This window comes from Cellulomonas sp. URHD0024 (assembly GCF_000426185.1).
Taxonomy (GTDB): Bacteria; Actinomycetota; Actinomycetes; order Actinomycetales; family Cellulomonadaceae; genus Cellulomonas.
In genome coordinates, this window is sequence record NZ_AUEW01000004.1 from 469,628 (window position 1) to 495,631 (window position 26,004).

Annotated in this window: 19 protein-coding genes; 11 read left to right on the forward strand and 8 right to left on the reverse strand. The window is 71.5% G+C overall.

The window, feature by feature from the left end:
* Nucleotides 1-8 precede the first annotated feature (8 nt).
* On the forward strand, nt 9-629 hold the full coding sequence (gene cofC, locus I847_RS0107355) for a 2-phospho-L-lactate guanylyltransferase (protein WP_028049187.1): 621 nt from the start codon (nt 9-11) through the stop codon (nt 627-629).
* Here the strand turns inward: cofC and cofD are convergent.
* The 4 genes from cofD to I847_RS0107375 are packed head-to-tail and all read right to left on the reverse strand — an operon-like array spanning nt 603 to nt 4,351.
* On the reverse strand, nt 603-1,562 hold the full coding sequence (gene cofD, locus I847_RS0107360; RefSeq protein WP_028049188.1) for a 2-phospho-L-lactate transferase: 960 nt from the start codon (nt 1,560-1,562) through the stop codon (nt 603-605). The two genes, cofC and cofD, sit on opposite strands and share 27 nt — an antisense overlap.
* Complete coding sequence (locus I847_RS22440; RefSeq protein WP_034609354.1) at nt 1,559-2,335, reverse strand: putative F420-0 ABC transporter ATP-binding protein; 777 nt, start codon at nt 2,333-2,335, stop codon at nt 1,559-1,561. Before I847_RS22440 ends, cofD begins: the two co-directional genes overlap by 4 nt.
* On the reverse strand, nt 2,326-3,345 hold the full coding sequence (locus tag I847_RS0107370; protein WP_028049189.1) for a putative F420-0 ABC transporter permease subunit: 1,020 nt from the start codon (nt 3,343-3,345) through the stop codon (nt 2,326-2,328). Before I847_RS0107370 ends, I847_RS22440 begins: the two co-directional genes overlap by 10 nt.
* A gap of 13 nt (nt 3,346-3,358) precedes the next feature.
* On the reverse strand, nt 3,359-4,351 hold the full coding sequence (locus I847_RS0107375) for a putative F420-0 ABC transporter substrate-binding protein (RefSeq protein ID WP_028049190.1): 993 nt from the start codon (nt 4,349-4,351) through the stop codon (nt 3,359-3,361).
* A 472-nt stretch (nt 4,352-4,823) separates the two neighbouring features.
* Here I847_RS0107375 and I847_RS25475 point away from each other — a divergent pair, with 472 nt between their 5' ends.
* Nucleotides 4,824-6,155: an HNH endonuclease signature motif containing protein gene (locus I847_RS25475; RefSeq protein ID WP_051274556.1), complete on the forward strand. Its 1,332-nt coding sequence runs from the start codon at nt 4,824-4,826 to the stop codon at nt 6,153-6,155.
* A 155-nt stretch (nt 6,156-6,310) separates the two neighbouring features.
* On the opposite strand, the gene I847_RS0107385 is transcribed toward I847_RS25475, so the two are convergent.
* The gene (locus tag I847_RS0107385) at nt 6,311-7,702 is read right to left on the reverse strand and encodes a PLP-dependent aminotransferase family protein (RefSeq protein WP_028049191.1); all 1,392 of its coding nucleotides are present in this window, start codon (nt 7,700-7,702) and stop codon (nt 6,311-6,313) included.
* 231 nt (nt 7,703-7,933) lie between these two features.
* On the opposite strand from I847_RS0107385, the gene I847_RS0107390 reads away from it, so the two are divergent.
* The 7 genes from I847_RS0107390 to I847_RS0107420 all read left to right on the forward strand — a co-directional run bounded on the left by I847_RS0107390 (nt 7,934) and on the right by I847_RS0107420 (nt 17,370).
* The gene (locus tag I847_RS0107390; RefSeq protein WP_028049192.1) at nt 7,934-8,782 is read left to right on the forward strand and encodes a nitrilase-related carbon-nitrogen hydrolase; all 849 of its coding nucleotides are present in this window, start codon (nt 7,934-7,936) and stop codon (nt 8,780-8,782) included.
* Nucleotides 8,783-8,922: 140 nt separating this feature from the next.
* On the forward strand, nt 8,923-10,341 hold the full coding sequence (gene hydA / locus I847_RS0107395) for a dihydropyrimidinase (RefSeq protein WP_028049193.1): 1,419 nt from the start codon (nt 8,923-8,925) through the stop codon (nt 10,339-10,341).
* Between the two features lie 25 nt (nt 10,342-10,366).
* The gene (locus tag I847_RS0107400; RefSeq protein ID WP_028049194.1) at nt 10,367-11,383 is read left to right on the forward strand and encodes a TIGR03842 family LLM class F420-dependent oxidoreductase; all 1,017 of its coding nucleotides are present in this window, start codon (nt 10,367-10,369) and stop codon (nt 11,381-11,383) included.
* 145 nt (nt 11,384-11,528) lie between these two features.
* Nucleotides 11,529-12,845, forward strand: a complete 1,317-nt coding sequence (locus I847_RS0107405; protein WP_028049195.1) for an aspartate aminotransferase family protein — start codon at nt 11,529-11,531, stop codon at nt 12,843-12,845.
* A gap of 80 nt (nt 12,846-12,925) precedes the next feature.
* Nucleotides 12,926-13,684 carry an SDR family oxidoreductase gene (locus I847_RS0107410; RefSeq protein WP_028049196.1) on the forward strand — a complete coding sequence of 253 codons (759 nt, stop codon included), beginning with the start codon at nt 12,926-12,928 and terminating at the stop codon, nt 13,682-13,684.
* Nucleotides 13,685-13,756: 72 nt separating this feature from the next.
* Complete coding sequence (locus tag I847_RS0107415) at nt 13,757-15,568, forward strand: ABC transporter ATP-binding protein (protein WP_028049197.1); 1,812 nt, start codon at nt 13,757-13,759, stop codon at nt 15,566-15,568.
* Nucleotides 15,565-17,370 carry an ABC transporter ATP-binding protein gene (locus tag I847_RS0107420; RefSeq protein ID WP_028049198.1) on the forward strand — a complete coding sequence of 602 codons (1,806 nt, stop codon included), beginning with the start codon at nt 15,565-15,567 and terminating at the stop codon, nt 17,368-17,370. Before I847_RS0107415 ends, I847_RS0107420 begins: the two co-directional genes overlap by 4 nt.
* A gap of 33 nt (nt 17,371-17,403) precedes the next feature.
* Here the strand turns inward: I847_RS0107420 and I847_RS0107425 are convergent, their stop codons facing one another.
* The 3 genes from I847_RS0107425 to I847_RS0107435 all read right to left on the reverse strand — a co-directional run bounded on the left by I847_RS0107425 (nt 17,404) and on the right by I847_RS0107435 (nt 21,039).
* Nucleotides 17,404-19,476 (reverse strand): PQQ-dependent sugar dehydrogenase, encoded by a 2,073-nt coding sequence (locus I847_RS0107425; RefSeq protein WP_028049199.1) that lies wholly within the window; start codon nt 19,474-19,476, stop codon nt 17,404-17,406.
* 104 nt (nt 19,477-19,580) lie between these two features.
* Entirely contained in the window at nt 19,581-20,336 is a 756-nt protein-coding gene (locus I847_RS0107430; RefSeq protein WP_028049200.1) for a MerR family transcriptional regulator, read from the reverse strand.
* A gap of 46 nt (nt 20,337-20,382) precedes the next feature.
* Nucleotides 20,383-21,039 carry an HAD hydrolase-like protein gene (locus I847_RS0107435; protein ID WP_034609499.1) on the reverse strand — a complete coding sequence of 219 codons (657 nt, stop codon included), beginning with the start codon at nt 21,037-21,039 and terminating at the stop codon, nt 20,383-20,385.
* A gap of 346 nt (nt 21,040-21,385) precedes the next feature.
* On the opposite strand from I847_RS0107435, the gene ileS reads away from it, so the two are divergent.
* Together ileS and I847_RS0107445 are read left to right on the forward strand one after the other, a co-directional pair.
* On the forward strand, nt 21,386-24,592 hold the full coding sequence (gene ileS, locus I847_RS0107440) for an isoleucine--tRNA ligase (RefSeq protein ID WP_028049202.1): 3,207 nt from the start codon (nt 21,386-21,388) through the stop codon (nt 24,590-24,592).
* The gene (locus tag I847_RS0107445; RefSeq protein WP_028049203.1) at nt 24,589-25,974 is read left to right on the forward strand and encodes a folylpolyglutamate synthase/dihydrofolate synthase family protein; all 1,386 of its coding nucleotides are present in this window, start codon (nt 24,589-24,591) and stop codon (nt 25,972-25,974) included. The genes ileS and I847_RS0107445 overlap by 4 nt, the downstream gene beginning before the upstream one ends.
* Nucleotides 25,975-26,004 lie beyond the last annotated feature (30 nt).

Here is a 26,004-nt window from a genome sequence, read left to right on the forward strand (position 1 = left end):
GGTGCGGCGTGGACTGGGTCGTCGTCGTGCCGGTGAAGCCGGCCGCCGAGGGCAAGACGCGCCTCGCCGGGCTGCTGTGCCCGAGCGAGCGGGCCGCGCTCGCGCGGGCCATGGCGCTCGACACGATCCAGGCGGCCGCGGCGACTCCGGGCGTCGCCCGGGTCCTCGTCGTGACGTCCGACGACGAGCTCGAAGCGGCGGTGCCGTTCGTCGTCGACGATCCCGGCGGCGGGCTCAACGCGGCCGTGCGCGCGGGTCTGGCCGCGGCGACGGGAACCGTGGCGGTGCTCCTGGGCGACCTGCCCGCGCTGCGGCCCGACGATCTGCACGCCGCACTCGTCCTGGCGGAACGGCATCCCCGCGCGTTCGTCGCCGATGCCGACGGCACGGGCACCACCCTGCTGACCGGGCTCACCGCGTTCACACCGCAGTTCGGGACCGGCTCGGCTGCCCTGCACGAGGCGAGCGGGCACGTCCGGCTGGACATCCCGTCCGGGTCGACGCTGCGACGGGACGTCGACCTGCCTGCCGATGTCACCGCGGTGGAACGGCTGGGCGTGGGGAGCCGGACCGCTGCGGCGCTGTCCCGGATGGGGCTCGGCTCAGGGTCGACGGTCGACCAGGGATAGGGCGTCTGCGGCGATGCGGGCCGCGGTCGGGACGTCGGTCATCAGGGCGGGCACGGCGCGGGACGCCCAGCCGACCCCCCGCAGGACTGCTGCCGCCGGTGCGTCGACCTCGTCGACGAGCCACGCGTCCAGGATCCCGCCGTCCGCGCGTCGCCCGTAGTGCTGGGCGACGGCGAGAGCCGTGGTCTCGACGCCGATCGCGGTCAGGCACGCATCCGCCATCCCGCGCACCGGCGCGCCGCCGACCACGGGGCTGACGCCCACCACCGGTGCGTCTGTGCTGGTCAGTGCGTCACGCACACCCGGGATCGCGAGGATCGTCCCGACGGAGACGACCGGGTTGGACGGTGGGACGACGACGACGTCCGCATCGGACAGAGCGGACAGCACGCCCGGAGCGGGGGTCGCGGTGGCGATGTTCGTCTGCACGAACCCGCGCGCCGGGAGCGTGGCGCGGTGCCGGACCCACCACTCCTCGAAGTGGATCTCGCGGCCGTCGTCGAGGAGCACGTGCGTCTCGACCTCGTCGTCGGTCATCGGAAGGAGGGTTACCCCGGGCCGCCAGCGGGCCGCGAGGCGCGCGGTGACCTGGGACAACGGCAGTCCGTCGCGCAGCAGCTCCGTGCGGGCGAGGTGGGTGGCCAGGTCGAGGTCGCCGAGCGTGAACCAGTCCCAGCCGAGGTCGTAGCCGGCCAGCTCGTCGCTGACGCGCCTCGTCTCGCCTCGTCGGCCCCAGCCCTGCTCCTCGTGCACGGCCCCGCCGAGCGTGTACATCAGGGTGTCGAGGTCGGGGCAGACGCGCACGCCGTGGAGCCACATGTCGTCGCCGGTGTTGGCGATGACCGTGACCTGGTGCTCGGTGCCGACGAGCGCGAGCAGCCCGCGCGTGAAGCGTGCTCCGCCGACGCCACCGGACAGGACCGTGATCTTCATGGGTGCTCCGGTTGCTCCGGTTCGTGGAACGCGATGACCGGTCGGCCGGTCCGGGGGTTGCTCAGCACGTCGGCCTCCACCGAGTAGACGGCCTTGAGCAGGTCGGGCGTCAGGACCTCGAGCGGATGGCCAGCGGCGGCGAGCCGGCCGTCCTTGAGGACCAGGACGTGCTCGCAGAAGGCGGCCGCGAGGTTCAGGTCGTGCAGCGCCGCGACCGTCGTCGTGCCCAGGTCGCGCACGAACGCGAGCAGGCTCAGCTGCGCGCTGACGTCGAGGTGGTTGGTGGGCTCGTCGAGCAGGAGCAGGTCGGGATCCTGCGCGAGCGCGCGCGCGATCTGGACGCGCTGCCGCTCGCCGCCGGACAGCGACCACCACGCGCGGTCGGCGAGGTGCTCGGCGCGCGCGCTGACCAGCGCGCGGTCGACGGCCGCGCCGTCTGGGTCGTTGCCCCAGAGGGTGCGGTACGGGATGCGACCCAGGGCGACCACCTCGCGGACGGTCAGCGGGACGGAGCTCGTCGACTCCTGCTCCAGCAGCGCGATCCGCTGGGCGCGGGTCCTACGGGGGATGGTCTGGATGTTCTCGCCCTCGACCAGGACCGCCCCGCTCTCGGGACCGACGAGTCCCGCGATCATGCGCAGGAGCGTCGTCTTCCCGGCGCCGTTGGGGCCGAGCAGACCGGTCAGGGCGCCGGTCGGGGGAGTCGCGTCGACCCCGTCGACCACCCAGCGCCCGCCGAGCCGCGTGCCGACGCCGTCGAGGGTCAGGTCCATGCCGACCCCTTCCCGCGCCGCAGCAGGAACGCGAACACGGGCACGCCGACGAGGGCCGTGACGATGCCGACGGGCAGCTCGCGCGGGGCGAAGACGGTGCGCGCGATGGTGTCCGCCCAGACCAGGAACACGGCCCCGGCCAGTGCCGAGACGGGCAGGAGGCGCCGGTGCGCCGGCCCGGTGAGCGACGAGACGGCGTGCGGCAGGATCAGGCCGACGAACCCGATGGCCCCGCTGACCGCCACCATCGCGCCGGTGAGCAGGGCGACGACGACCATCAGGGTCCACCGCGTGCGGTTCACGTCGATCCCGAGGGATGCCGCCGACGTGTCTCCGAACGCGAACGAGTCCAGGCGGGTGGCGCTCGTCAGCAGGACGACGCCGATGACCAGGGTGGCCGTCCCCGCGATCGCGACGTCACCCCACGTCGTCCCGGCCAGCGAACCCAGCAGCCAGTTGAGGATCTCGTGGTAGGAGTCGCCGGTCGCGGTCCAGAAGATGACGAACGACGTCCCCGCGGCGGCGAATTGGGAGACCGCGAGGCCGGCCAGGACCGTTCGGCCCGGCGTGAGCGTGCCGCCCGTGCGGGCCAGGGTCAGCGTCGCGAGCAGCGCCAGCATCGCGCCCGCGAAGGCCGCGACCGGAAGCAGCAGGCTCACTCCGACCACCAGGACCGCCACCGCACCCAGCGACGCGCCCGACGACAGACCGAGGAGGTACGGGTCCGCGAGCGGGTTGCGTGTCAGGCTCTGCATCACCGCACCCGCCAGCGCGAGACCCGCCCCGACCGCCGCCGCCGTCAGCACGCGCGGCAGCCGCAGGTCCCACACGATCGCGTCGTGCAGCCTCGGGACGCCGCTGGTGGTGAACCCGAGGTGGCCGGCGATGCTGCGTGCGACCTCCCCGACGTCGAGGTTCGCCGGACCGATGGTGACGGCCACCAGGATCGTCGCGACGACGGCCAGCACGCCGACCGTGACGAGCAGGGTCAGCGGAGCGCGTCGCTTCACAGTGCCCGTGGCTTCACTGGTCGAGGGCCGCCAGCTGGTCGTCCAGCGACTTCACGGCCTCGGCGTTGCGGACCCCGGCCTCGGACGCCGCGAACGGGATGGTCAGGTAGCGGTGGTTCTTGACCGCGCTCAGCTGGGCGGTGGCGGGGTTGCTCTCGAGCGCCTTGATCTTCTTGTCCGCGGTGTTCCAGCTGGCGTCGACCAGCACGATCACGCTCGGGTCCGCCGCGACGATGGTCTCCCAGCCGGCGGAGGTCCAGGTGTCGTGCACGCCCGCGAAGATGTTGGTCAGCCCGGCGGCGTCCATCATCATCTGCGGCGCGCCGATGCCTGCCCCGACGTACGGGGTGTCGTCGCCGGAGCTGTACCAGAGGGCGGTGGTCTTCTCGGCGGGCTTCTTCGCGCTCGCCAGCGTTGCCTTCTCGGTCGCGATGAGGCGTTCGGCTCGGTCCGGCACGCCGAAGATGCCGGCGACCTCGCGGATCTCGTCGTCGACCTTGTCGAAGGTCAGCGGGTCCGGCATGTAACCGGGCTCCTTGCAGGCCGCGGGGGAGACGTACGTGCCGATGCCCAGCTCCTGCAGGCCAGCGCGATCACCGGCCCCGTCGGCCGAGAAGTTCGACTCCCAGCCGGCATAGACGAAGTCGGGCTCGAGCGCGAGCAGCGCCTCCTGGCCCGGGACCTTGTCGGAGATCACCGTGAGGTCCGCGTCCTTGTACGTGTCCGGCAACGGGCCGTCCGCGAACGCCGTGCCGACGATCGCCTCCTGCAGGCCGAGCGCGAGGAGCATCTCCGTGCTCGTCGACTTGATCGTGACGACCTTGCGCGGGGGCTGGTCGACCGTGACGTGGGTACCGCAGTTGTCGAGGGTGACGGCAGTGAAGGCCGCGGCGCCCGTGACGGTCGCGGCCGACGTCGCCTGCGGGGTGCTCTGGGTCGAGCAGCCGGCAAGGGTGGCGACGACCGCTGCGGTCGCTGCGACGAGAACGCGCCGAGTGGCGGGCATGGGGCTCCGGGGCGGTGCTGGGCGCGTGCGCGCCTCTGGGCGTCGGGGGGTGGGGCGCACGTCGCGCCTCCGGAGGGCCGCCCACAGCCGGGCGGCGCGACCCGAGCCAGATGCGGCCGGGTTCCGCGCACAGAGTAGGCCTGTCCGGACCCCTGCGTGCAAGTGCCGACGTTTCGTCCTCAGCGAACTGTGGCTCGTTGACCTGCGGTTCCATGTCACGTAGAGTCGAACGTATGTTCGAAGACGGCATGGGCGGTGATCCAGAGCGCGGGGATGCTCTGGATCCCACCCATGCCCTCGAGTACGGCCCCTCGACGATGCGTGCCGTAGTACTCGAGCGAGCGGACCCGGGTCCTCCGGTACGTCTCTCGGGTGACGCGTGGGCGGCGGAAGCCGATCTCGTAGGCCTCGCCGACGCGGTCGTGGTGGCGGCGCGCGAGCTGGCCTGCGCGGTCTCGCCTCGATCCCGGAGATGGGCGTCGAGCGGACTCGCGTCCTCGGCAGGCTCGACGTGCTCGAGGGTGTGATCGCCACCGTCCGAGGGCAGCTGCTCATCGCCGAACGCGACTCGGGGGAGTGGCGACGGCCCGGCATCGGTTCGCTCGAGGCTGCTCGTTCGGCGGTCTCTCGGTCCGGAAGCGGTGCTGCCAGGCGTGAGGTCCAGCAGGCGGAGGCGCTGGCGGTCCTGCCGTCCGTCGCGACAGCGGTCGGTGCAGGCACCGTTCCGGTCGAGCACCTCAACGGAATCGCCCGTCTTCTGTCCACCGCCTCAGAGCACGTCACTGCCGTGCTGGCCTCGCCCCACGGCCAGCAGACGCTCGTGGCGATGGCCTGCGAGCAGGACGCGCCGACGTTCGCGCGCAACGTGTCGCGGTGGGCCGCGTCGCTGGATCCGGCCGCGCACGAACGCGACCACCAGGCGCAGCGGCGTGAACGCTTCCTGCATCTGTCGGACCAACCGGACGGCACGCATGTCCGGGGGCGGCTCGACCGTATGACGGGCCATGTGCTGCGCCTCGCGCTCGAGGCCGTCGGTGAGGCGCCGGGTGACGATCGCTCTCCCGAACAGGCGCGTGCCGACGCGCTCGGCGCGGTTGCGCAGAAGGTCCTCTCGATGCCCGACACGGGCTCTGGTTCGGCCGTGCGCCCGCACGTGTCGCTGATCGTGACCGAAGAGACCTGGGCCGCGTTCCGGGCCCTTCCCGACAACGTGGTGCCCGTGACCCTGCTGCCCGCACCGGGCGCCGGCTGCGCCGCGGCTGGGTTCGAGCCCGCGACGCTGCCGGACGGGATGCCCGTGCCGATGTCCGAGGCGCTGCGCGCACTCTGCGATGCCGAGATGACCCGGGTCGTCATGCGGGCCGGGAGCGAGCCGATGGACATCGGGCGGACGGAGCGTCTGTACACGGGCGTCCAGCGTCGAGCTGTGATCGCACGCGACAGGTGCTGCGTCTACCCAGGCTGCGGCAAACCGGCGCGGTGGGGCGAGGTGCACCACATCAGGTGGTGGTCGCGGGACGGCGGCACGACCAGCGTGGACAACGCCGTGCTCCTCTGCGTCTTCCACCACAAGGAGGTCCACCGGTTCCAGCTGTCCATCGAGCGGCTCCCAGCTGCGCCCGGTGGGGCCGGAGGCGCTCGCGGGCGCGCAGGAGGGGCGGGCCCGCCGCCGACCTACGTCTTTCGCCTGCCCAGCGGTGCGGTGCTGGCGGGGTCCGCTCGGCGGGCCGCTGGTCGGCCGGAGGATCCGGTCCCGACCGGGATGTCACCTACCGATGATGCGACGGAGCTGCTTACGGTCTGAGCCCAGGGTGGCCGGCGCCCCGCCGACGTCGACGTCCCGATGGCCGTCGGGACTCACCGCGTCGCGCGGCGACTCGTCGCATGGGGCGCGCCGGTGCCTCGGGGCGGCTTGTCGCATCGCGGGGGACACCGTGACGCCGGCTCGCCACGTCCGGATCAGACGGTCGCGGCGACGGCGAGTGCTCGGGCAACCTCGTCGGTCTCGCGGTCGAGGAGTCCGACGGTGATGCGGACGTGGTCACCCGTGCCCGAGTCGCGTGCTCGGGCGGTTTCGGGGACGCTGCCGCTGCCGGTCGGGAGGAGCTCGAGGGTGCCGCTCGGGGTGTCGGCACGGAACGGGGTGCCTGGTGCGACGCGGACGCCGGCGGCCTCCAGCCGGACCAGTGCGGTGCGTTCGTCGTGGACGGGGAGCCAGAGGTTGATGCCGTCGCCCGGGTCGACGAGGACGCCGTGGGTGGCGAGTGCCTCGCGCAGGGCGCGCCGGCGGGCGAAGTAGACCCGACGGGCATGGGCGACTGCCTCGAGGGCGGTCGAGTCGGTGAGGAGATCGACCAGGACGTGCTGGAGGAGCCGGCTCGTCCACCCAGGGCCGAGCATGCGGCGAGCGACGAGGGCGTCGAGCACGGTGGCCGGGCCGCCGACCGCGGCGATGCGCAGGTCGGGGCCGTGCGACTTGCTGTAGGAGCGGACGTGCACCACGCGATCAGGCAGGAAGACGCCGAGGCTGACGTCGCGGGCGGAGGCGATCTCGCCCGAGTGGTCGTCCTCCACCACGATGGCGTCGTGCCGACGAAGGACGCCGGCGAGCTCGCGTGCACGGGTCGCGGTCATGCTCACGGCGGTCGGATTCTGGGCCCGTGGCTGCACGACGACGACCCGGGCTCCGGTCTCGAGGGCGTTGCGCAGCTCGTCGGGACGCATGCCCTGGTGGTCGAGCGTGACGGGGACGCGCTCCAGGCCGAGGTGGTCGAGCAGATCGAACAGCGGCGGGAAGCCGGGATTCTCGACTGCGACACGCGACCCGAAACCGGCGACCCGTTCGAGCGTCCGGCTCATCGCATCGAGGGCGCCGTCGACGACGGTGATCCTCTGGGGAGCGAACGGCCACGACTCTCGCAGGAGGGCCTCGAGCGCGGGCACGACCGGTGAGGCGAGGTAGGCACCGGTCTCCGCGGACGGCCGCTGCGCTGCCACGCGGGTCAGGGCCGGGCCGATGAGCGGCAGGAGCTCGGGGTCGGGCGTACCGCTGGACAGGTCGAGACGTGCCGGAGCGCCACCGGCCAGGTCGCGGTACCGCGGTGGGAGCCAGGCTGCGGGCGGAGGCAGGACGACGGTCCCGGATCGGCCCCGGGACGTCACGATGCCGACTGCGGCGAGCGCCCGCCACGCACCGCTGACCGTCGCGGGGCTCACGCCGAGCTCGGCGGAGAGGACGCGGACCGTCGGCAACCGGTCGCCGGGCCGCAGGTCACCGCCCCGGACGAGCCGCGCCACGGTCGCCGCGATGCCTCGAGGGCTACGGTCGTCGACATGGGCAGCGAGATCCATGCGGGTCAGAATGCCTGCGTATCTACAGGTGGGGGCCCCTTCCGGGCCCCGGCAAGCGTCCGATTCGTCCGTCGGCCAAGATGTTTACACGCTCGACACGGGTGTTCGCTCGGACGAAACTCGCGGTAACGCCACTGAAATGTTCAACCCCGACAGTCACATTCCAGGCGAGGGCGCCCCGGCGTCTGAGCTGGGGGTCGACCCTCGGCGGACGAAGACCGGAGGCACTCCATGACCGTCGTGCGCGTCGCATTCACCCAGGCCACCTGGACGGGCGACAAGGAGTCGATGATCGCCCTGCACGAGGCCTGGACCCGTGAGGCCGCGTCCCAGGGTGCCCAGGTGATCGCGTACCAGGAGCTGTTCTACGGCCCGTACTTCGGCATCACGCAGGACACGGCGTACTACGACTATGCCGAGTCGGTACCTGGTCCGACGACGGAGCGCTTCTCGGCGCTGGCGAAGGAGCTCGGCATCGTCATCGTGCTCCCGGTGTACGAGGAGGAGCAGCCCGGGGTGCTCTACAACACCGCGGCGGTGATCGATGCGGACGGCACCTACCTCGGCAAGTACCGCAAGCACCACATCCCCAACCTGCCCAAGTTCTGGGAGAAGTTCTACTTCCGCCCGGGCAACCTGGGGTACCCGGTGTTCGAGACGGCTGTCGGCAGGATCGGCGTGAACATCTGCTACGACCGGCACTTCCCGGAGGGCTGGCGGGTGCTCGCCCTGAACGGTGCCGAGATCGTGTTCAACCCGAACGCGACGGCGCCGGGCATCTCGAACAAGCTGTGGGAGATCGAGCAACCCGCCGCGGCGGTGGCCAACGGCTACTTCGTCGTCGCGAACAACCGGGTGGGTCGTGAGGACAACGAGTACGGCGACGAGGCCGTGAACTTCTACGGCTCGTCGTACGCGGTCGGTCCGGACGGCAACTATGTCGGCGAGCTCGGGTCCTCGAGCGAGAACCAGCTCCTGATCCGGGACCTCGACATGGACCAGGTGCGGGTGGTGCGCGAGAGGTGGCAGTTCTTCCGCGACCGTCGGCCGGAGGCGTACGGGCCGATCGTCGCGCCGTAGCCGCCCGTGGGATGGGCGAGCGGTCGGCGTCGAGCGACGGACACGGCCGACGACCGGGGGTAGGGAAGGCGTCACGACGACGGAGCACGGCAGGGCTTCACGACGACGGGCACGACGCAGAACACGGCGAGGAGGACCCGATGAAGACGCTCATCACGGGCGGGACGCTGGTCGGCGCGACGGGGCGCACACCCGCGGACGTGCTGATCGACGGCGAGACGGTCGCGGCGGTGCTCAGCCCGGGCTCGACGTTGCTCGGCTTCGACCTCGCGGCGAACGTGGACCAGGTGATCGACGCGTCGGGCAAGTACGTGATCCCGGGGGGCATCGACGCGCACACGCACATGGAGCTGCCGTTCGGGGGAACCAACGCCAGCGACACCTTCGAGACGGGGACGCGGGCCGCCGCATGGGGTGGGACGACGACGATCATCGACTTCGCCGTCCAGCGCACCGGCGAGCGAGTCATGGACGGGTTGGCCGCCTGGCACGAGAAGGCCGCCGGCAACTGCGCGATCGACTACGGCTTCCACCAGATCATCGGCGGGGTCGACGACGACGCGCTGAAGGCCATGGAGGGTCTGGTGGCCGAGGGGATCACCAGCTACAAGCTGTTCATGGCCTATCCCGGCGTCTTCTACTCCGACGACGCCCAGATCCTGCGGGCGATGCAGAAGGCCGCGGACCTCGGTTTGCTGACGATGATGCACGCCGAGAACGGGCCCGCGATCGACGTGCTCGCGGCGCAGCTGGTCGAGGCGGGCAAGACCGACCCGTACTACCACGGCATCGCCCGGGCCTGGCAGCTCGAGGAGGAGGCCACGCACCGGGCGATCATGCTGGCCGACGTCACGAACGCGCCGCTGTACGTGGTCCACGTGAGCGCCAAGCAGGCCGTGGCGCAGCTGGCGTGGGCGCGTGACAACGGCAAGAACGTGTTCGGCGAGACGTGTCCGCAGTACTTGTACCTGTCACTCGAGGAGCAGCTGGGCGCTCCCGGCTTCGAGGGCGCGAAGTGGGTGTGCTCGACGCCGCTGCGCTCCCGCGAGGAGGGGCACCAGCGGCACATGTGGCAGGCGCTGCGCACCAACGACCTGCAGATGGTCTCCACCGACCACTGTCCGTTCTGCATGAAGGGACAGAAGGACCTGGGCGTGGGCGACTTCCGTGCGATCCCGAACGGGATCGGCTCGATCGAGCACCGGATGGACCTCATGTACCAGGGGGTCGTGACGGGCGAGATCACGCTGGAGCGGTGGGTCGAGCTGACGTCGACGACTCCCGCCCGGATGTTCGGCCTCTACGGCAAGAAGGGCGTCATCGCGCCAGGGGCGGATGCAGACGTCGTGGTGTACGACCCGAACGGGCACACGTCGATCGGGGTGGACAAGACGCACCACATGAACATGGACCACTCCGCGTGGGAGGGGTTCGAGATCGACGGGCACGTGGACGTCGTGGTGTCCCGCGGCGAGGTGGTGGTCGACGAGACGGGCTACCGGGGGCGCACGGGCCACGGTCAGTACGTGCCGCGTGGTCTGACTCAGTACCTCCTGTAAGAGCCCGCCAACAGAAGGGTCGCCCATGGACTTCGGTGTGGTGCTGCAGACGAACCCGCCGGCCTCGCGCACGGTCGAGCTGGCGCGCCAGGCGGAGACGTACGGGTTCAGCCACGTGTGGACGTTCGACTCGCACCTGCTCTGGCAGGAGCCGTTCGTCATCTACTCGGCGATCCTGGCGGCCACGCGCAAGGTCATGGTCGGGCCCATGGTGACCAACCCGGCGACCCGGGACTGGACGGTGATCGCGAGCCTGTTCGCGACGCTCAACGAGATGTACGGCAACCGGACCATCTGCGGCATCGGCCGCGGCGACTCGGCCGTGCGCACGCTGCACGGCCGACCCTCGAACCTCGCGACGCTGCGCGACTCGATCCACGTGGTCCGCGAGCTCGCGAACGGCCGAGCGGTCGAGGTCAACGGCGCCAAGGTGCGGTTCCCGTGGTCGACGGGGTCGGCGCTCGACATCTGGGTGGCCGCGTACGGACCGCTCGCTCTGAAGCTCGCCGGCGAGGTGGGCGACGGGTTCATCCTGCAGCTCGCCGACCCGGACATCGCGGCGTGGACGATCAAGGTCGTGCGCGACGCCGCCGAGAGAGCCGGTCGTGACCCGGACGCGATCGAGTTCTGCATCGCCGCGCCGATGTACGTCGGGGACGACCGTGACCACATGCGGGAGCAGTGCCGGTGGTTCGGGGGGATGGTCGGCAACCACGTCGCGGACATCGTCGCCCGCTACGGCAACGACTCCCCGATCCCGAAGGCGCTCACGGACTACATCGCCGGCCGTCAGGGGTACGACTACAACGAGCACGGGCGCGCGGGCAACACGCACGCGGCCTTCGTGCCGGACGAGATCGTGGAGCGGTTCTGCATCCTGGGCCCCGCCGCCGAGCACGTCGAGAGGCTCGAGGAGCTGCGAGCCCTGGGCGTCACCCAGTTCGCGGGGTACCTCCAGCACGACAACAAGGAGGAGACGCTCCGGCAGTACGGCGAGCACGTCATCCCCGGGATGGCGACGTCGGTGGTCGCCACCGGATGACCGATCTGGTGACGAGCACCGGCGCGCCCGGAGCGACGTCACACTGGAGGCCGGCGGGAAGTAGGGCAGGCTCTGCGGAGGGTGGCTCGAGGAGTCGGCCACCCCCCGCGGACGAGCCGCGGCACGACGAAGGAGCGCGACGCAGATGACCTCGCAGGACGGCGCCACGGCGCTCCGGCTCGACCGTGACCACGTCTTCCACTCGTGGTCGGCGCAGGCGCACCTCGACCCGTTGGTGATCGCCGGCGGACTGGGGTCGACGGTCTGGGACCACGACGGGCGCCGCTACCTGGACTTCTCGAGCCAGCTGGTCAACGTCAACATCGGTCACCAGCACCCTCGGGTCGTGGCCGCGATCCAGGAGCAGGCGGCCACGTTGACGACGATCGCGCCCGCCACCGCCAACCTCACGCGCGGTCAGGCGGCCGAGCGCATCCTGTCCCACGCGCCCGCAGGATTCTCGAGCGTCTTCTTCACCAACGGCGGTGCCGACGCCAACGAGAACGCGATCCGCATGGCCCGCCTCCACACCGGGCGGGACAAGGTCGTCTCGGCCTACCGCTCCTACCACGGCAACACCGGCGCGGCGGTCGTCGCGACGGGAGACTGGCGACGGGTGCCGAACGAGTACGCCCGCGGCCACGTGCACCACTTCGGCCCGTTCCTGTACCGCTCGGAGTTCTGGGCGACCACGCCCGAGGAGGAGTGCGAGCGTGCGCTGCACCATCTGGAGCGTGTGATCCAGGCCGAGGGGCCGACGAGCGTCGCGGCGATCCTGCTGGAGACGATCCCCGGTACCGCCGGCGTCCTCGTGCCGCCGCCGGGCTACCTCGCGGGCGTCCGCGCCATCGCGGACCGGTACGGGATCCTGCTGATCCTCGACGAGGTGATGTGCGGGTTCGGTCGCACGGGCCAGTGGTTCGCGTTCGACGGGTTCGACGTGCGCCCGGACCTCATCACCTTCGCCAAGGGCGTCAACTCCGGCTACGTCCCGGCGGGCGGCGTCATCCTCAGCGACCCGATCGCCACGACGTTCGACGACGCCGTGTTCCCGGGCGGCCTGACCTACTCGGGGCACCCGCTGGCGATGGCGTCCATCGTCGCGACGCTCGACGCGATGGCCGACGAGGGCATCGTCGAGCACGCCGCCACGATCGGCGCTGACGTGCTCGGCCCGGGCCTGACGGCCCTCGCGGACCGGAACCCGCTGGTCGGCGAGGTCCGCGGCCTCGGGGTGTTCTGGGCGATCGAGATCGTCCAGGACAAGGCCACCCACCAACCCGTCGAGCCGGCAGTGATGGGCAAGGTCAAGGCGGCGGCGCTGGCCCGCGGGCTCCTGCCGTTCCTCGCCGACAACCGCGTCCACGTGGTCCCGCCCTGCGTCGTCACCCCCGACGAGGCTCGGACCGGCCTCGGCCTGTTGGAAGAGGCACTCGACGAGGTCGCGGCGACCGTCGCCTGACGGAAGCGGAGCGGACGTCTGAATGACGTCACCGGAACCCGTGCCATGGACACATACCGCACCGCCGAGGAGCACACCGCATGAGCACCACACGACCCCGTCGCGCCCTGGTCACGGGTGCGTCCTCCGGCATCGGCGCGGCCACCGTCCGGCGGCTGCGCACGGAGGGCTGGGACGTCGTCGCGACGGCCCGCCGCGCCGACCGTCTGGGGGCGCTGGCCGAGGAGACCGGCGCCGAGACCGTCGTCGCGGACGTGACGGACGATGCCGACGTCGAGAGGCTCGCGGAGCTCGTGGCCGCCGGTGGACCGCTCGACGCCCTGGTGAACAACGCGGGCGGCGCGTTCGGCCTGGACCCCGTCGAGAAGGCCGACCTGGACCAGTGGCGTCGGATGTACGAGCTCAACGTGCTGGGGACCCTGCGCGTGACGCAGGCCCTGCTGCCGCAGCTGCGGGCCGACGGCGGGGGAGACGTGGTCGTCGTGACCTCGACCGCCGCGTACGGCCCGTACGAGGGCGGCGCCGGCTACACGGGCGCGAAGGCGGCAGAGCGGATGCTCGCCACGACGTTGCGCTGGGAGATCGTCGGCGAACCGATCCGTGTGCTGGAGATCGCGCCGGGCGCGGTCGCGACGGACGAGTTCGCGCTGGTCCGGTTCGACGGTGACGCGCAGCGGGCCGCCGCGGTCTACGACGGCTACGAGCCGTTGGTCGCCGACGACATCGCCGAGGCCATCGCGTGGACGCTGTCGCGCCCGCCGCACGTCAACATCGACCTGCTCGTCGTGCGACCACGCGCCCAGGCGAGCAACACGAAGATCGCCCGAACGACGAGCTGAGCCGCCCGCCCTGCTCCGGACCGGGGCCCGTCCGCGTCCTCGGATGTCCGACCGGATACGTAGGGTTATCGGGTGCCCGTCGCTCCCTCCACCGAGCTCCCACCAGCCAAGGCCGCGTCCACCACGGCAGTCCTGCTGCAGCTGCGTCGCTGGGCCCGGCCCGCTCTGCCGAGAATCGCGCTCGGCGGGCTGACCGCACTCGGCGCCAGCCTGCTCGCGCTCGCGGTTCCGCAGGTGCTGCGCGTCATCGTCAACGGCCCGTTGCTCACGGAGGGGTCGACGCAGGCCGTGGTCCTGGGAGCGCTGGTCGTCCTCGCGTTGGGCGTGCTGGAGGCGTTCCTCGTCTGGTGCAGGCGCGCACTGATCCTCACGCCGGGAACCGCCGTGGAACGGGACATGCGCACCGACCTGTTCCGGCACCTGCTCGACCTCCCGGTCGAGTTCCACGACCGGTGGCCGGGCGGCCAGCTGCTCTCGCGCATCATGTCCGACCTGAGCACGATCCGGCGCTGGACCGTGTTCGGGCTCGTGATGCTCCTGGTCAGCGCCACCACGGTGCTCGTCGGTGTGGCGCTGATGATCTGGACGAGCCCGGTGCTCGGCACCGTCTACCTCGTCGGTGCCGTGCCCATGATCTGGCTCGGTTTCCGCTTCCGGGAGGGCTACAAGGCCGTCGCACGCCGTGCCCGGGACCAGACCGGGGACCTGGCGACCACGGTCGAGGAGTCGGTGCACGGCATCCGCGTGCTCAAGGCGTTCGGCCGGGGACAGGACGCGCTCGACGACTTCGCGCGGCAGGCCGACGCGCTGCGCACCACCGAGGTGCACAAGGCTCGGACCCTGTCGCGGGTCTCCTTCGCCCTCGGTGCCGTCCCCGAGGCCGTGCTGGCCGTGTCTCTCGCGATCGGCGTGACCCTGACGGCGAACGACCAGCTGAGCGTCGGCGCTCTCGTCGCGTTCTTCGCCACGGCGGCCGTCGTGAACAACCCCGTCGAGCGCCTCGGCATGCTGCTCGCCATGACGTTGGACGCCCGGGCTGCCACGGATCGGTACATGCAGGTGATGACGACCCGGTCCTCCGTCCGCGACCCGGCCGAGCCGGCGAAGCTGCCCGCTGCGGGCGCGGCCGGCTCTGTCGTGGAGCTCGCCGGCGTCGGCTTCGCCCATCCGGGCGGGTCGAGCGCTGCCGTGCTCGACGGCGTCGACCTGCGCCTGGAACCGGGCGAGACGCTTGCCCTCGTCGGCCTCACGGGCAGCGGCAAGACGACCCTGCTCCAGCTGGTGCCCCGGCTGCACGACGTCACGGCCGGGTCGGTGCGGATCGACGGCGTCGACGTCCGCGACCTCACGCGCGACGACCTCCGGCGCGCCGTATCCGTCGCCTTCGAGGATCCGATCCTGTTCTCCGCCTCCGTCCGGGACAACGTGCTTCTCGGTGCCGACGTGACGGGCCCGGCTGCGGACGCCCTGCTGCAGGAGGCGCTCGCCGTCGCGCGTGCGGAGTTCGTCCACGGACTCCCCGACGGGCTCGGGACGATCATCGGCGAGGAGGGCCTGAGCCTGTCCGGCGGTCAGCGACAACGCATCGCCCTCGCGCGCGCGATCGCCGTGCGACCCCGGGTGCTGGTGCTGGACGACCCGCTCTCCGCTCTCGACGTGACCACCGAGGCCGAGGTCACGGGGCGCCTGCGCACCATGCTCCGAGGAACGACGACCCTCGTGGTCGCTCACCGGCCGTCCACCGTGGCCCTCGCGGACCGGGTCGCCGTGCTCGAGGACGGCCGCATCACCGGTGTCGGACGCCACGCAGACCTCCTGACGAGCCACCCGCACTACCGCTACGTCCTCACCGCACTGTCCGAGCACGAGGAGGTGCGCTCGTGACGGACGACGAGTCCCGCGACGACGCCCCCTCGCGAACCGAGTCCCGACGCCTGCGGAGGCGGTCCCTGACCCTGCTCGCCTCCCTGCTCGCGCCCGTCTCCGGCGCAGCGTGGTGGACAGCGGCGCTCGTCGTCGGATCTCAGGTTGCCGCTGTTGCAGGTCCTGCCCTCGTCGCGTACGGCATCGACCACGGACTGCCCGCCCTGCAGGACGGCGACCGTGGCCCGCTCCTGCTCGCCGCCGGCGCCTACCTCGTCGCGGCGCTCCTGGGCGGGGTCCTGGTCGCGGCCACGGTTCGCGCCTCTGCGCGCGTGAGCCAGACGATGCTGCTGGACCTGCGGCGCCGCGTGTTCCGGCACACGCAGCGGCTGAGCCTCGAGTTCCACGAGAGCTACACGTCGGGTCGGATCATCTCCCGGCAGACGTCCGACGTCGAGGCGCTGCGCGAGCTGCTCGACGGCGGCGTGACCACGCTCGCCACGGGCATCCTCGCGATGGTCCTCACCGCGGTCTCGTTGGTGCTGCTCGACTGGCGCAGCGGACTCGTCCTGCTGGTCGCCGTCGTTCCCGGCGTCCTGCTCACGCGGTGGTTCCAGGTGCGCTCGCAGCGGCAGTACCGCAAGAACCGCTCGGCGGCCGCCCGGTTGATCGTGCGGTTCGTCGAGACGATGACGGGAATCCGCGCGGTGCAGGCGTTCCGTCGTCAGCGGGCCGTCGAGCAGGTCTACGGCGAGCTCTCGGAGACCTATCGCGGTTCGACGGCTGAGGCGATCCGGCTCAACGGCGTCTTCGACACCGGCCTGGTCCTCATCGGCAACGTCACGGTGGCCGCGGTCCTGCTGGTCGGCGGACTGCGCGTGCTCGACGGTGGCCTCGAGGTCGGCCTGCTCGCCGCGTCCGTGCTCTACGCCCGCCGGTTCTTCTCCCCGCTCGCCCAGATCGGCATGTTCTACAACTCCTTCCAGTCGGCCACGGCTGCTCTCGAGAAGCTCGCGGCGCTCCTCGCCGAGGAGCCGACGGTCCCCGAGCCGGTCCGCCCGGTCCGTCTGACCGCTCCCCGCGGCGACGTCCGGTTCGACGCGGTCGAGTTCGGCTACGGCACGGGACCGACGGTCCTGCGGGGGCTCGACCTGCACATCCCGGCGGGCCAGTCCGTGGCGCTGGTCGGCGAGACGGGCGCCGGCAAGTCGACGGTGGCCAAGCTGCTGGCGCGGTTCTACGACGTCCGCGCCGGCTCGGTGCGGCTCGACGGCCTCGACCTGCGCACGATCGACCCGACCGACCTGCGGCGCGCGGTCGTCATGGTGACCCAGGAGGCCTACCTGTTCTCGGGCTCCGTCGGTGCGAACATCGCGCTCGGCAGGCCCGGGGCGGCGCAGGACGAGATCGAGGCGGCTGCGCGTGCGGTCGGCGCGCACGACCTCATCGTGGCCATGCCCGACGGCTACGACACGGAGGTGGACAAGCGCGGTGTGCGGCTCTCGGCAGGGCAACGACAGCTGGTGTCCTTCGCGCGGGCGTTCCTCGCGGACCCCGCCCTGCTGATCCTGGACGAGGCGACCAGCTCGCTCGACGTCCCGGGGGAGGCTCTCGTCCAGGACGGCCTCGCGACCCTGCTGGACGACCGGACCTCCGTCGTGATCGCGCACCGGCTCTCGACGGTGATGGGTGCCGACCGGGTTCTCGTCGTCGACGGCGGCCGGATCGTCGAGGACGGGACGCCCCTCGAGCTGGTCGATGCCGGCGGACGGTTCGCCGACCTGTACGACGACTGGCAGCGTTCGCTGCAGCGATCGACGTGAGGAGGCTGGCGGCGTTCTCCTCACCTGCGAGCGCTACCCGCCCAAGGTCACGTGGAAGATCCGCTCGTTGCTGTTGTTCGGGGTGCTGTCCTTGTCGCCGAGCGTGCTCGTGGTCAGCCACAGGCCGCCGTCCGGCGCCGGCTCGACGGTCCGCAGCCGTCCGTAGGTGCCGTTGAAGAAGACCTGCACGTCGGTGAGGGACGTTCCGCTGATGACCTCGCGGTAGAGGCGGGCGCCGCGCTCGCAGGCGACGTAGAGCACGTCCCGCACGATCGCGATGCCGGAGCACGAGCCTTCAGCCGTCGGGTAGGTGCGCTTCGGCGCGATGAACCCCGCGGTCCCGCAGGTGCCGGACGTTCCCTCGCAGGCCGGCCAGCCGTAGTTGCCGCCCTTGGTGATCAGGTTGGTCTCGTCCATCACCGAGTTTCCGAACTCCTGCTCCCAGAGCCGGCCCTGCGAGTCGAACGCGAGGCCTTGTGGGTTGCGGTGGCCGTAGCTCCACACGTAGTTGCCGAACGGGTTGTCCGACGGGACGGATCCGTCGGGGTTGAGCCGCAGGATCTTTCCGTTGAGGCCGGACACGTTCTGGGCGTTGTCGCCGTTCTGGGCGTCACCGGTGCTGGCGTAGAGCTTGCCGTCCGGCCCGAACCGCAGGCGGCCGCCGTCGTGGAACTTGTTGCGCAGGATGCCGGACAGGAGGACCTGCTCGCTGCTGGTGACCAGGACGTTGTTCTCGAGCTTGATGCGCACGATCCGGTTGTCGCTCGGCGACGTGTGCATCAGGTAGACCCAGTGGTCGCTGGCGAAGGTCGGGGACAGGACCAGACCGAGGAGGCCGCCCTCGCCGTCGGTGCTCTGCACGTTGGGTACGGTGCCGACCGTCGTCGTCACGCCTGTCGAGGGGACCAGGCGGGCGACCGTCTGGGCGTCGCGGCGCGTGTAGAGGATCGAGCCGTCGGGAAGGGTGGCCAGGCCCCACGGGATGTCGGTGTCGGTGCCGACCTGGGTCACGCCGCACACGGACGTCCCGCAGGCGCCGCCCGTCGTCACGGTCGTGGACGGCGACGCGGCGGAGGCGTTGCCCTGCGCGTCCCGCGCGACGACGGAGTAGGTGTAGGCGGTCGTCGCCGCCAGGCCGCTGTCGACGAACGTGGTCGCGGGCGGCACCGTGGCCGTCCCGGTGACGGTCCCGACGGCGGCACCGCCGCGAAGGACCGTGTACGTCCGGACGCCGGTGTTGTCCGTGGACGCCGCCCAGGTCAGCGTGACCGTCGTGCCGGAGACCGACGCGGTCGGCTTGCCCGGCGCGGTCGGCGCCTGGGTGTCGACCTGGCACTGCGGGGGAGTGACGGGAACGGTCGTGCTGGCCTGCGACACGTTGCCGGCGGCGTCGCGGGCGTTCACGAACAGCCCCCACGTGACGCCCGGGACGACCGTGAGGTTGGCCGACAGCGTGGAGCCGCTGACCGACGTCATCAGCTGGCCGTCGTGGTAGACGTCGTAGAACGCGACCCCGACGGCGTCCGTCGAGGCGTTCCAGGAGAACGTCACGGTGGTGCACGTCAGGTTGCTGATCCGGGGGTTGCCCGGAACGGTCGGCGCGGTGGTGTCGCTCGTACGCAGCGCGGTGGTCCAGCTCTGGTTCGTCTGCCCGTTGCACGTCCACAGGATGACGTCGGACCCGTTGGCGGTACCGCGCCCCGAGACGTCCAGGCACAGACCCGACTGCACGCCCACGATGCTGCCGTTGGCCTGCAGCGCCCACTTCTGGTTCTGCCCGCCGTTGCACGGGTAGATCTGCACGACCGCGGGGGCCGTCGTGTCGTTGCCTGCGACGTCCAGGCACGTCGCTGCGTCGTAGACCTGCAGCTCACCGTTCGTGGTCAGGGACCACGCCTGGTTGGCGCCACCGTGGCAGTCGTAGATCGAGACGCCCGTCTTCGCCGTCCGCGCCGCGCCGTCCACGTCCAGGCACCGGCCGGAGCCGACACCGACGATCGGTGCCGGTCCCGCGACGACGGCGGCCGAGGCGGGGCCCGCCAGGGAGACCACCAGCGCCACCACCGCGACGAGTGCCACCAGGATCCGTCGTGCTGTCCACCGCATCGTGAGACTCCTGCCGCGCCGTCTGGGGGGAGGGTGGGCGACCGTCCGGTCGTCGCCGGGTGTCACACTCTGTCGCCAAACTTCTGGACGCGCACGCCGAGCGCCTACAGGTGCCGCGCCGCGTACTCGTGCAGGGCGTCCCGGACGAATGTGGCACCCTCGACGCCCCCGTAGTTCGCGGCGAAGCGCTCGTCGGCCACATACGTGTCGGCCAGCCCCAGGACGTACTCACGGACCGGACCGGTGCCGTGCCCGGGCGTGCCGGGGATGCTGCCCAGCCAGGCGACGTGCCGGGCTGCCAGCTCCTGGGCCTCGTCGGAACCGGGTTCCGCGTCCGCCACCGCGGCCGCCCTCCAGCGTGCGACCAGGTCGGCGCTGCGTGCCTTCCACGCGGCGCGCTCCGCCTCGGTCATGCCGCGCCACCAGGCATCGGACGACGCATACGCCGCTGCGCCCCAGCGCTGCTCGACCTCCTCTCGGTGCGTCGTGTGGTCGAACCCGTCGAACATGTCCTCGGCCACGAGTGGCCCTCCGTCCTGTCGTGCCGTGATGGTCCGTTCGACGGACGCGACCTGCCGCGCCAGCCGCTGCTGCTCGCCGCGCAGCCACTCGAGGTGGCGACGCAGCGCGGTCGTCTCGTCCTGCTCCTGGTCGAGCACGCGCCGGATCTCCGGCAGGCCGAGCCCGAGGCCGCGCAGCAGGAGGATCCGCTGAAGGCGCACCAGGGCGCCGTCGTCGTACCAGCGGTACCCGTTGTCGCCGATGCGGCTGGGCTCGAGCAGGCCGAGCGCGTCGTAGTGGCGCAGCGTGCGGCTCGTCGTACCCGTGAGCCGCGCGACCTGCTGGATCGATGCCTCCATGCCCACCACCGTAGGAGTTGACGCAACGTCAAGGTCAAGCGTGGGATCAGACCGCTCTCAGCCGACGCAGGACGACGCTCGCCAGGTCGCCGACGTCGCCGACGAGCTCGACCGCGCCGGCGTCGCGCAGCTCGCCGGGGGCGGCGTAGCCCCAGGTCACGCCCACGGTCGGCACGCCGTGCTCGGCGGCACCGTGCACGTCGTGCTCGCGGTCGCCGACCATGAGCACGGGCGACGCGCCGGGGAACGCGTCGAGGGCCGCGGCAACGACGTCGGCCTTGGTCGACGGGGTGTCGTCCAGCGGGGCGCCGAAGACGCCGTCGAGGAGTCCAGAGAGGCCGAACGCGTCGCAGATCGGGCGGGCGTAGACCTCGGGCTTCGACGTCGCGACGGCAAGCAGGACGCCGGCCGCACGCAGCTCGACGAGCACGGTCGAGATGCCCTCGAACACGGCGTTGCCGCTGATCATCCGCGTGACGAACTCGGCGCGGTAGGCGCGGACCGCCTCGGGCGCCCGTGCTGCCGGTACGCCGTGCGCGACGAAGCTCCCGGTGATCGGCGGACCGACGAAGGAGCGCAGCACGTCCGGCGGAGGAACGTCCAGGCCGAGGGCGGCGTACGCCGACGCGGCGGATGCCGTGATCCCGGGTGCGGAGTCCATCAGCGTGCCGTCGAGGTCGAACAGGCACAGGGGTCGGGTCACGGGCACGAGTGTGCTGCACACCGTCGGCGAACCCGACCACGAGTGGGTGCCGATGCGCACCGGCCGCCGGGTTCCGCCCCGGCGGGCAAAACCCGATATTGTGACGCGCACAGGCATCGACCCGGCTATCACCGGTGAGCCTCCGGAAGAACGGGTCAGGCAACACGGCCTCAGTAGAGCCGGACGGGTAGGCCCGTCACAGCCCTCACGAAGTGGTCGACGACCCGCAAGGGGAGCCGGCAAGCGAGGTGGTACCGCGGTTGAGCCCGGCCGGTCCGGGTCCGATCGTCCTCGCAGCCGAGAGCGACGCACCCGCGAAGGGTGCCGACCACAGGAGATCCGTACGGTGGCCTACCCGTTGCACCGCCCGTCCGTCCCCGTTCCCGCGTCCCCGGACCTGCCGTCCCTCGAGAAGGACGTGCTCGCCTACTGGGACGCCGACGGCACGTTCCAGGCGTCGATCGACGCGCGCCCCGCGGGCGAGAACGGAAGCAACGAGTACGTCTTCTACGACGGTCCGCCCTTCGCCAACGGTCTGCCGCACTACGGCCACCTGCTGACCGGCTACGCCAAGGACGTCGTGCCGCGCTACCAGACCATGCGCGGGCACCACGTCGAGCGCCGGTTCGGGTGGGACACGCACGGCCTGCCGGCGGAGCTGGAGGCGCAGCGGCTGCTCGGCATCACGGACACCTCCCAGATCGAGGAGATGGGGCTGGCGGCGTTCAACCAGGCGTGCCGCGAGTCGGTCCTGCGGTACACCGGCGAGTGGCGCGAGTACGTGACGCGCCAGGCGCGCTGGGTGGACTTCGACCACGACTACAAGACCCTCGACACGACGTTCATGGAGTCGGTGATCTGGGCGTTCAAGCGCCTCTACGACAAGGGTCTGGCCTACGAGGGCTACCGCGTCCTGCCGTACTGCTGGCGCGACGAGACCCCGCTGTCCAACCACGAGCTGCGCATGGACGACGACGTCTACCAGTCCCGCCAGGACCCCGCGCTGACGGTGGGGCTGCGGCTCGAGACCGGCGAGCTCGCGCTCATCTGGACCACCACGCCCTGGACTCTGCCGAGCAACCTGGCGATCGCGGTCGGCCCGGACGTGGACTACGTGACGGTCGAACCCGGGCCGGACTCGGCGCTCGCGGGCGAGCTCGTCGTTCTCGCGGCCGCTCGCGTCGGCGCGTACGCCAAGGAGCTCGGGGAGGCCACGGTCGTCGCCACCGCCAAGGGCCGGGACCTCGCAGGTCGTCGGTACACGCCGCCGTTCGAGTACTTCGCCGGGCACGAGAGCGCGCACCAGGTGCTGCTCGGAGACTTCGTCACCACCGAGGACGGCACCGGCATCGTGCACCTCGCGCCCGCGTTCGGCGAGGACGACATGGCGGTGTGCGACGCCGCCGGCATCGCGCCGGTGGTCCCCGTCGATTCGCGCGGCCGGTTCACCACCGAGGTGCCCGACTACGCGGGCCTGCAGGTGTTCGAGGCCAACAAGCCCATCACGGCGGACCTCAAAGCGGGCACCGGGCCGCTGGAGCGCACGCCCGCAGGACAGCGGTCCGTCGTCGTGCGGCACGAGACCTACGAGCACTCCTACCCGCACTGCTGGCGCTGCCGGAACCCGCTGATCTACAAGGCGGTCTCCAGCTGGTTCGTGCGCGTCACCGAGTTCCGGGACCGCATGGTCGAGCTCAACCAGGAGATCAGCTGGACCCCGGACCACATCCAGGACGGTCAGTTCGGGAAGTGGCTGTCCAACGCGCGGGACTGGTCGATCAGCCGCAACCGGTACTGGGGAACGCCGATCCCGGTCTGGGTCTCCGACGACCCCGCCCACCCGCGCGTCGACGTCTACGGCTCGCTCGCGGAGCTGGAGGCGGACTTCGGCCGCGTCCCGACGAACGAGGCGGGTGAGCCCGACCTGCACCGGCCGTTCATCGACGAGCTGACGCGCCCGAACCCGGACGACCCGACGGGTGCCTCGACGATGCGTCGGATCCCGGACGTGCTCGACGTCTGGTTCGACTCGGGCTCGATGCCGTTCGCGCAGGTGCACTACCCGTTCGAGAACGCGGACTGGTTCGAGCACCACTACCCGGGCGACTTCATCGTCGAGTACATCGGCCAGACCCGCGGCTGGTTCTACACGCTGCACGTCCTGGCGACCGCGATCTTCGACCGGCCGGCGTTCCGCAACGTCATGTGCCACGGGATCGTGCTGGGCGACGACGGCCGCAAGGCGTCCAAGAGCCTGCGCAACTTCCCGGACCCGGTCGAGATGTGGGACGTCTACGGCTCCGACGCCGTGCGCTGGTTCCTCATGTCGAGCTCGATCCTGCGCGGCGGCAACCTCATCGTCGGCGAGGAGGGCATCCGCGACGGCGTCCGCCAGGTGCTGCTGCCGCTGTGGAGCACGTACTACTTCTTCTCGCTCTACTCGGGCGCAGCGAACGGCGGCGCGGGCTACACCGCGAAGGCCGTCTCTGCAGAGCGTGTCGCTGGTCTGGCGCCGATGGACCGGTACGTCCTGTCGCGCACCGACGACCTCGTCGCGACCGTGACCGCGCAGATGGACGCCTACGACATCGCGGCCGCCTGCGAGTCGGTGCGTGAGCACCTGGACGTGCTGACCAACTGGTACGTCCGCACCCAGCGTGACCGGTTCTGGGCCGAGGACGCGGACGCGTTCGACACCCTGTGGACCTCGCTCGAGGTGCTCACGCGGGTCATGGCCCCGCTGGCGCCACTCGTCTCGGAGGAGGTCTGGCGGGGGCTCACCGGTGGACGCAGCGTGCACCTGGCCGACTGGCCGACGGCCGGCGCGTCCGACCAGTCGCTCGTCGGCGCCATGGACCAGGTCCGCGCCGTGACCTCCACCGCTCTCGGGCTGCGCAAGGCCGCGGGGGTGCGCGTCCGCCAGCCGCTGCGCACCTTGACGGTCGCGGTCGACGACGCGGACGCGCTGGTGCCGTACGCCGAGCTGCTGGCCGCCGAGCTCAACGTCAAGGTGGTCGACCTGGTCGCCGCGGACGCCGGTACCGCCGAGCGGTTCGGGATCACGCAGCGGCTCGCGGTCAACGCTCGCGCGGCCGGTCCCCGGCTGGGCAGGAACGTCCAGACGGTCATCCAGGCCGCGCGGGCGGGGGACTGGCGGGTCGAGGGCGAGACGGTCGTCGTCGGCGACGTCGCGCTCGAACCCTCGGAGTACGAGCTGACGACGGTGGTCGGCGGAGAGGGTGGGACCGCCGCGGTGCTGCCCGGCGGCGGGTTCGTCGTCCTCGACCTCACGCTCGACGACGCCCTGCGCGCCGAGGGCTACGCCCGCGACGTCGTGCGGGCCGTTCAGGACGCGCGCAAGGCCGCCGGGCTGCAGGTGGGGGACCGGATCGTGCTCACGCTCGACGTGCCGTCCGAGCACCTCGCCGCCGTGGAGGCACACCGCGACACGATCGCCCGCGAGACGCTGGCCATCTCGGTCGAGGTCGCCAACGCGTCGCCCGAGCTCCGCGTGACCGTGGCAGCCGTCGAGGGTGGAGGGTACGAGGCGTGACAACGAGCAGCAGTGGAGCCGAGCACGTGCGTCGTCAGGCTGAGAAGGAGGCCCGGGAGGCCGCCGACGAGGTATACCAGGCGATCCTCGCGCGGGCGCCCGAGCACGAGATCGACCCGACGTTCGACCGCACGCTCGCGGTCATGGAGCTGCTCGGCGACCCGCAGAAGGCCTATCGCGTCGTGCACCTGACGGGCACGAACGGGAAGACGTCCACGGCGCGGATGGTCGAACGGCTCATCCGCGAGCACGGCCTGCGCACCGGCCGGTTCACCAGCCCGCACCTGACGCGGGTCAACGAGCGGATCGTCATCGACGGTGAACCCATCAGTGACGAGAAGTTCGTCGAGGTGTGGCAGGACGTCGCGCCGTACGTGCACCTCGTCGACCAGCGGTCCGCCGAGCAGGGCAAGCCTCGGCTCTCGTTCTTCGAGGTGTTCACGGTCATGGCGTTCGCGGCGTTCGCGGACGCCCCGGTGGACGTCGCGGTGATCGAGGTCGGCCTGGGCGGCCTGTGGGACTCCACCAACGTGGCGGACGGCGAGGTCGCGATCATCACGCCGATCTCGATGGACCACCAGCGCTACCTCGGTGACACCCTGCTCGACATCGCGTCCGTCAAGGCGGGGATCGTCAAGGACGGCGCCACGCTCGTGCTTGCCGCTCAGCAGGAGGACGTCGAGGGCGTCGTCCTCGCCGCTGCCGCTGAGCGCGGCGCCCGGGTGGTGCGCGAGGGGGTCGACATCCAGGTGGTCGACCGTCAGGTCGCGGTCGGTGGCCAGCTGATCGCGCTGCAGAGCCTCGGCGGCACCTACACCGAGATCTTCCTGCCGCTGCACGGGCCGTTCCAGGCGCACAACGCGCTCCTGGCGCTGACGGCCGTCGAGGCGTTGCTGACGGGCGGTCGGGCGCTGGACCCGGCGATCGTCGAGGTCGCCTTCGCGGACGTCGACTCCCCGGGCCGTCTCGAGGTGGTGCGGTCGAGCCCGACGATCATCGTCGACGGGGCGCACAACCCCGCCGGCGTCGAGGCCCTCGTCCCTGCGATCGAGGAGGCCTTCGAGTTCTCCCGCCTCGTGGGCGTGGTCGGGGTGATGGCCGACAAGGACCCCGAGGGCATGCTGTCGTTGCTCGAGCCGCTGCTCGCCGAGGTTGTGGTCACACGTGCGTCGAACTCGCGCTCGCTCGACGTGGAGGACCTGGCCGAGGTGGCGATCGACATCTTCGGCGAGGACCGGGTGCACGTGGCCGAGCGCCTCAACGACGCCCTCGATCTCGCCGTGACCCGCGCGGAGAGCGAGGCCGAGCGTGGCGCAGGCGTCCTCGTGACGGGCTCGATCGTGCTCGTCGCGGAGGCCCGGCTGCTGCTCGGCCGTCGCTGAGCACGCGTCACCCGTCCGAGGGACGGTGCA

Coding starts and splice junctions, on each gene's coding strand:
- cofD (WP_028049188.1), bottom strand. CDS start 1,562: ATGAAGATCACGGTCCTGTCCGGTGGCGTCGGCGGAGCACGCTTCACG.
- I847_RS22440 (WP_034609354.1), bottom strand. CDS start 2,335: ATGGACCTGACCCTCGACGGCGTCGGCACGCGGCTCGGCGGGCGCTGG.
- I847_RS0107375 (WP_028049190.1), bottom strand. CDS start 4,351: ATGCCCGCCACTCGGCGCGTTCTCGTCGCAGCGACCGCAGCGGTCGTC.
- I847_RS25475 (WP_051274556.1), top strand. CDS start 4,824: ATGGGCGTCGAGCGGACTCGCGTCCTCGGCAGGCTCGACGTGCTCGAG.
- I847_RS0107385 (WP_028049191.1), bottom strand. CDS start 7,702: ATGGATCTCGCTGCCCATGTCGACGACCGTAGCCCTCGAGGCATCGCG.
- I847_RS0107390 (WP_028049192.1), top strand. CDS start 7,934: ATGACCGTCGTGCGCGTCGCATTCACCCAGGCCACCTGGACGGGCGAC.
- hydA (WP_028049193.1), top strand. CDS start 8,923: ATGAAGACGCTCATCACGGGCGGGACGCTGGTCGGCGCGACGGGGCGC.
- I847_RS0107400 (WP_028049194.1), top strand. CDS start 10,367: ATGGACTTCGGTGTGGTGCTGCAGACGAACCCGCCGGCCTCGCGCACG.
- I847_RS0107405 (WP_028049195.1), top strand. CDS start 11,529: ATGACCTCGCAGGACGGCGCCACGGCGCTCCGGCTCGACCGTGACCAC.
- I847_RS0107410 (WP_028049196.1), top strand. CDS start 12,926: ATGAGCACCACACGACCCCGTCGCGCCCTGGTCACGGGTGCGTCCTCC.
- I847_RS0107425 (WP_028049199.1), bottom strand. CDS start 19,476: ATGCGGTGGACAGCACGACGGATCCTGGTGGCACTCGTCGCGGTGGTG.
- I847_RS0107430 (WP_028049200.1), bottom strand. CDS start 20,336: ATGGAGGCATCGATCCAGCAGGTCGCGCGGCTCACGGGTACGACGAGC.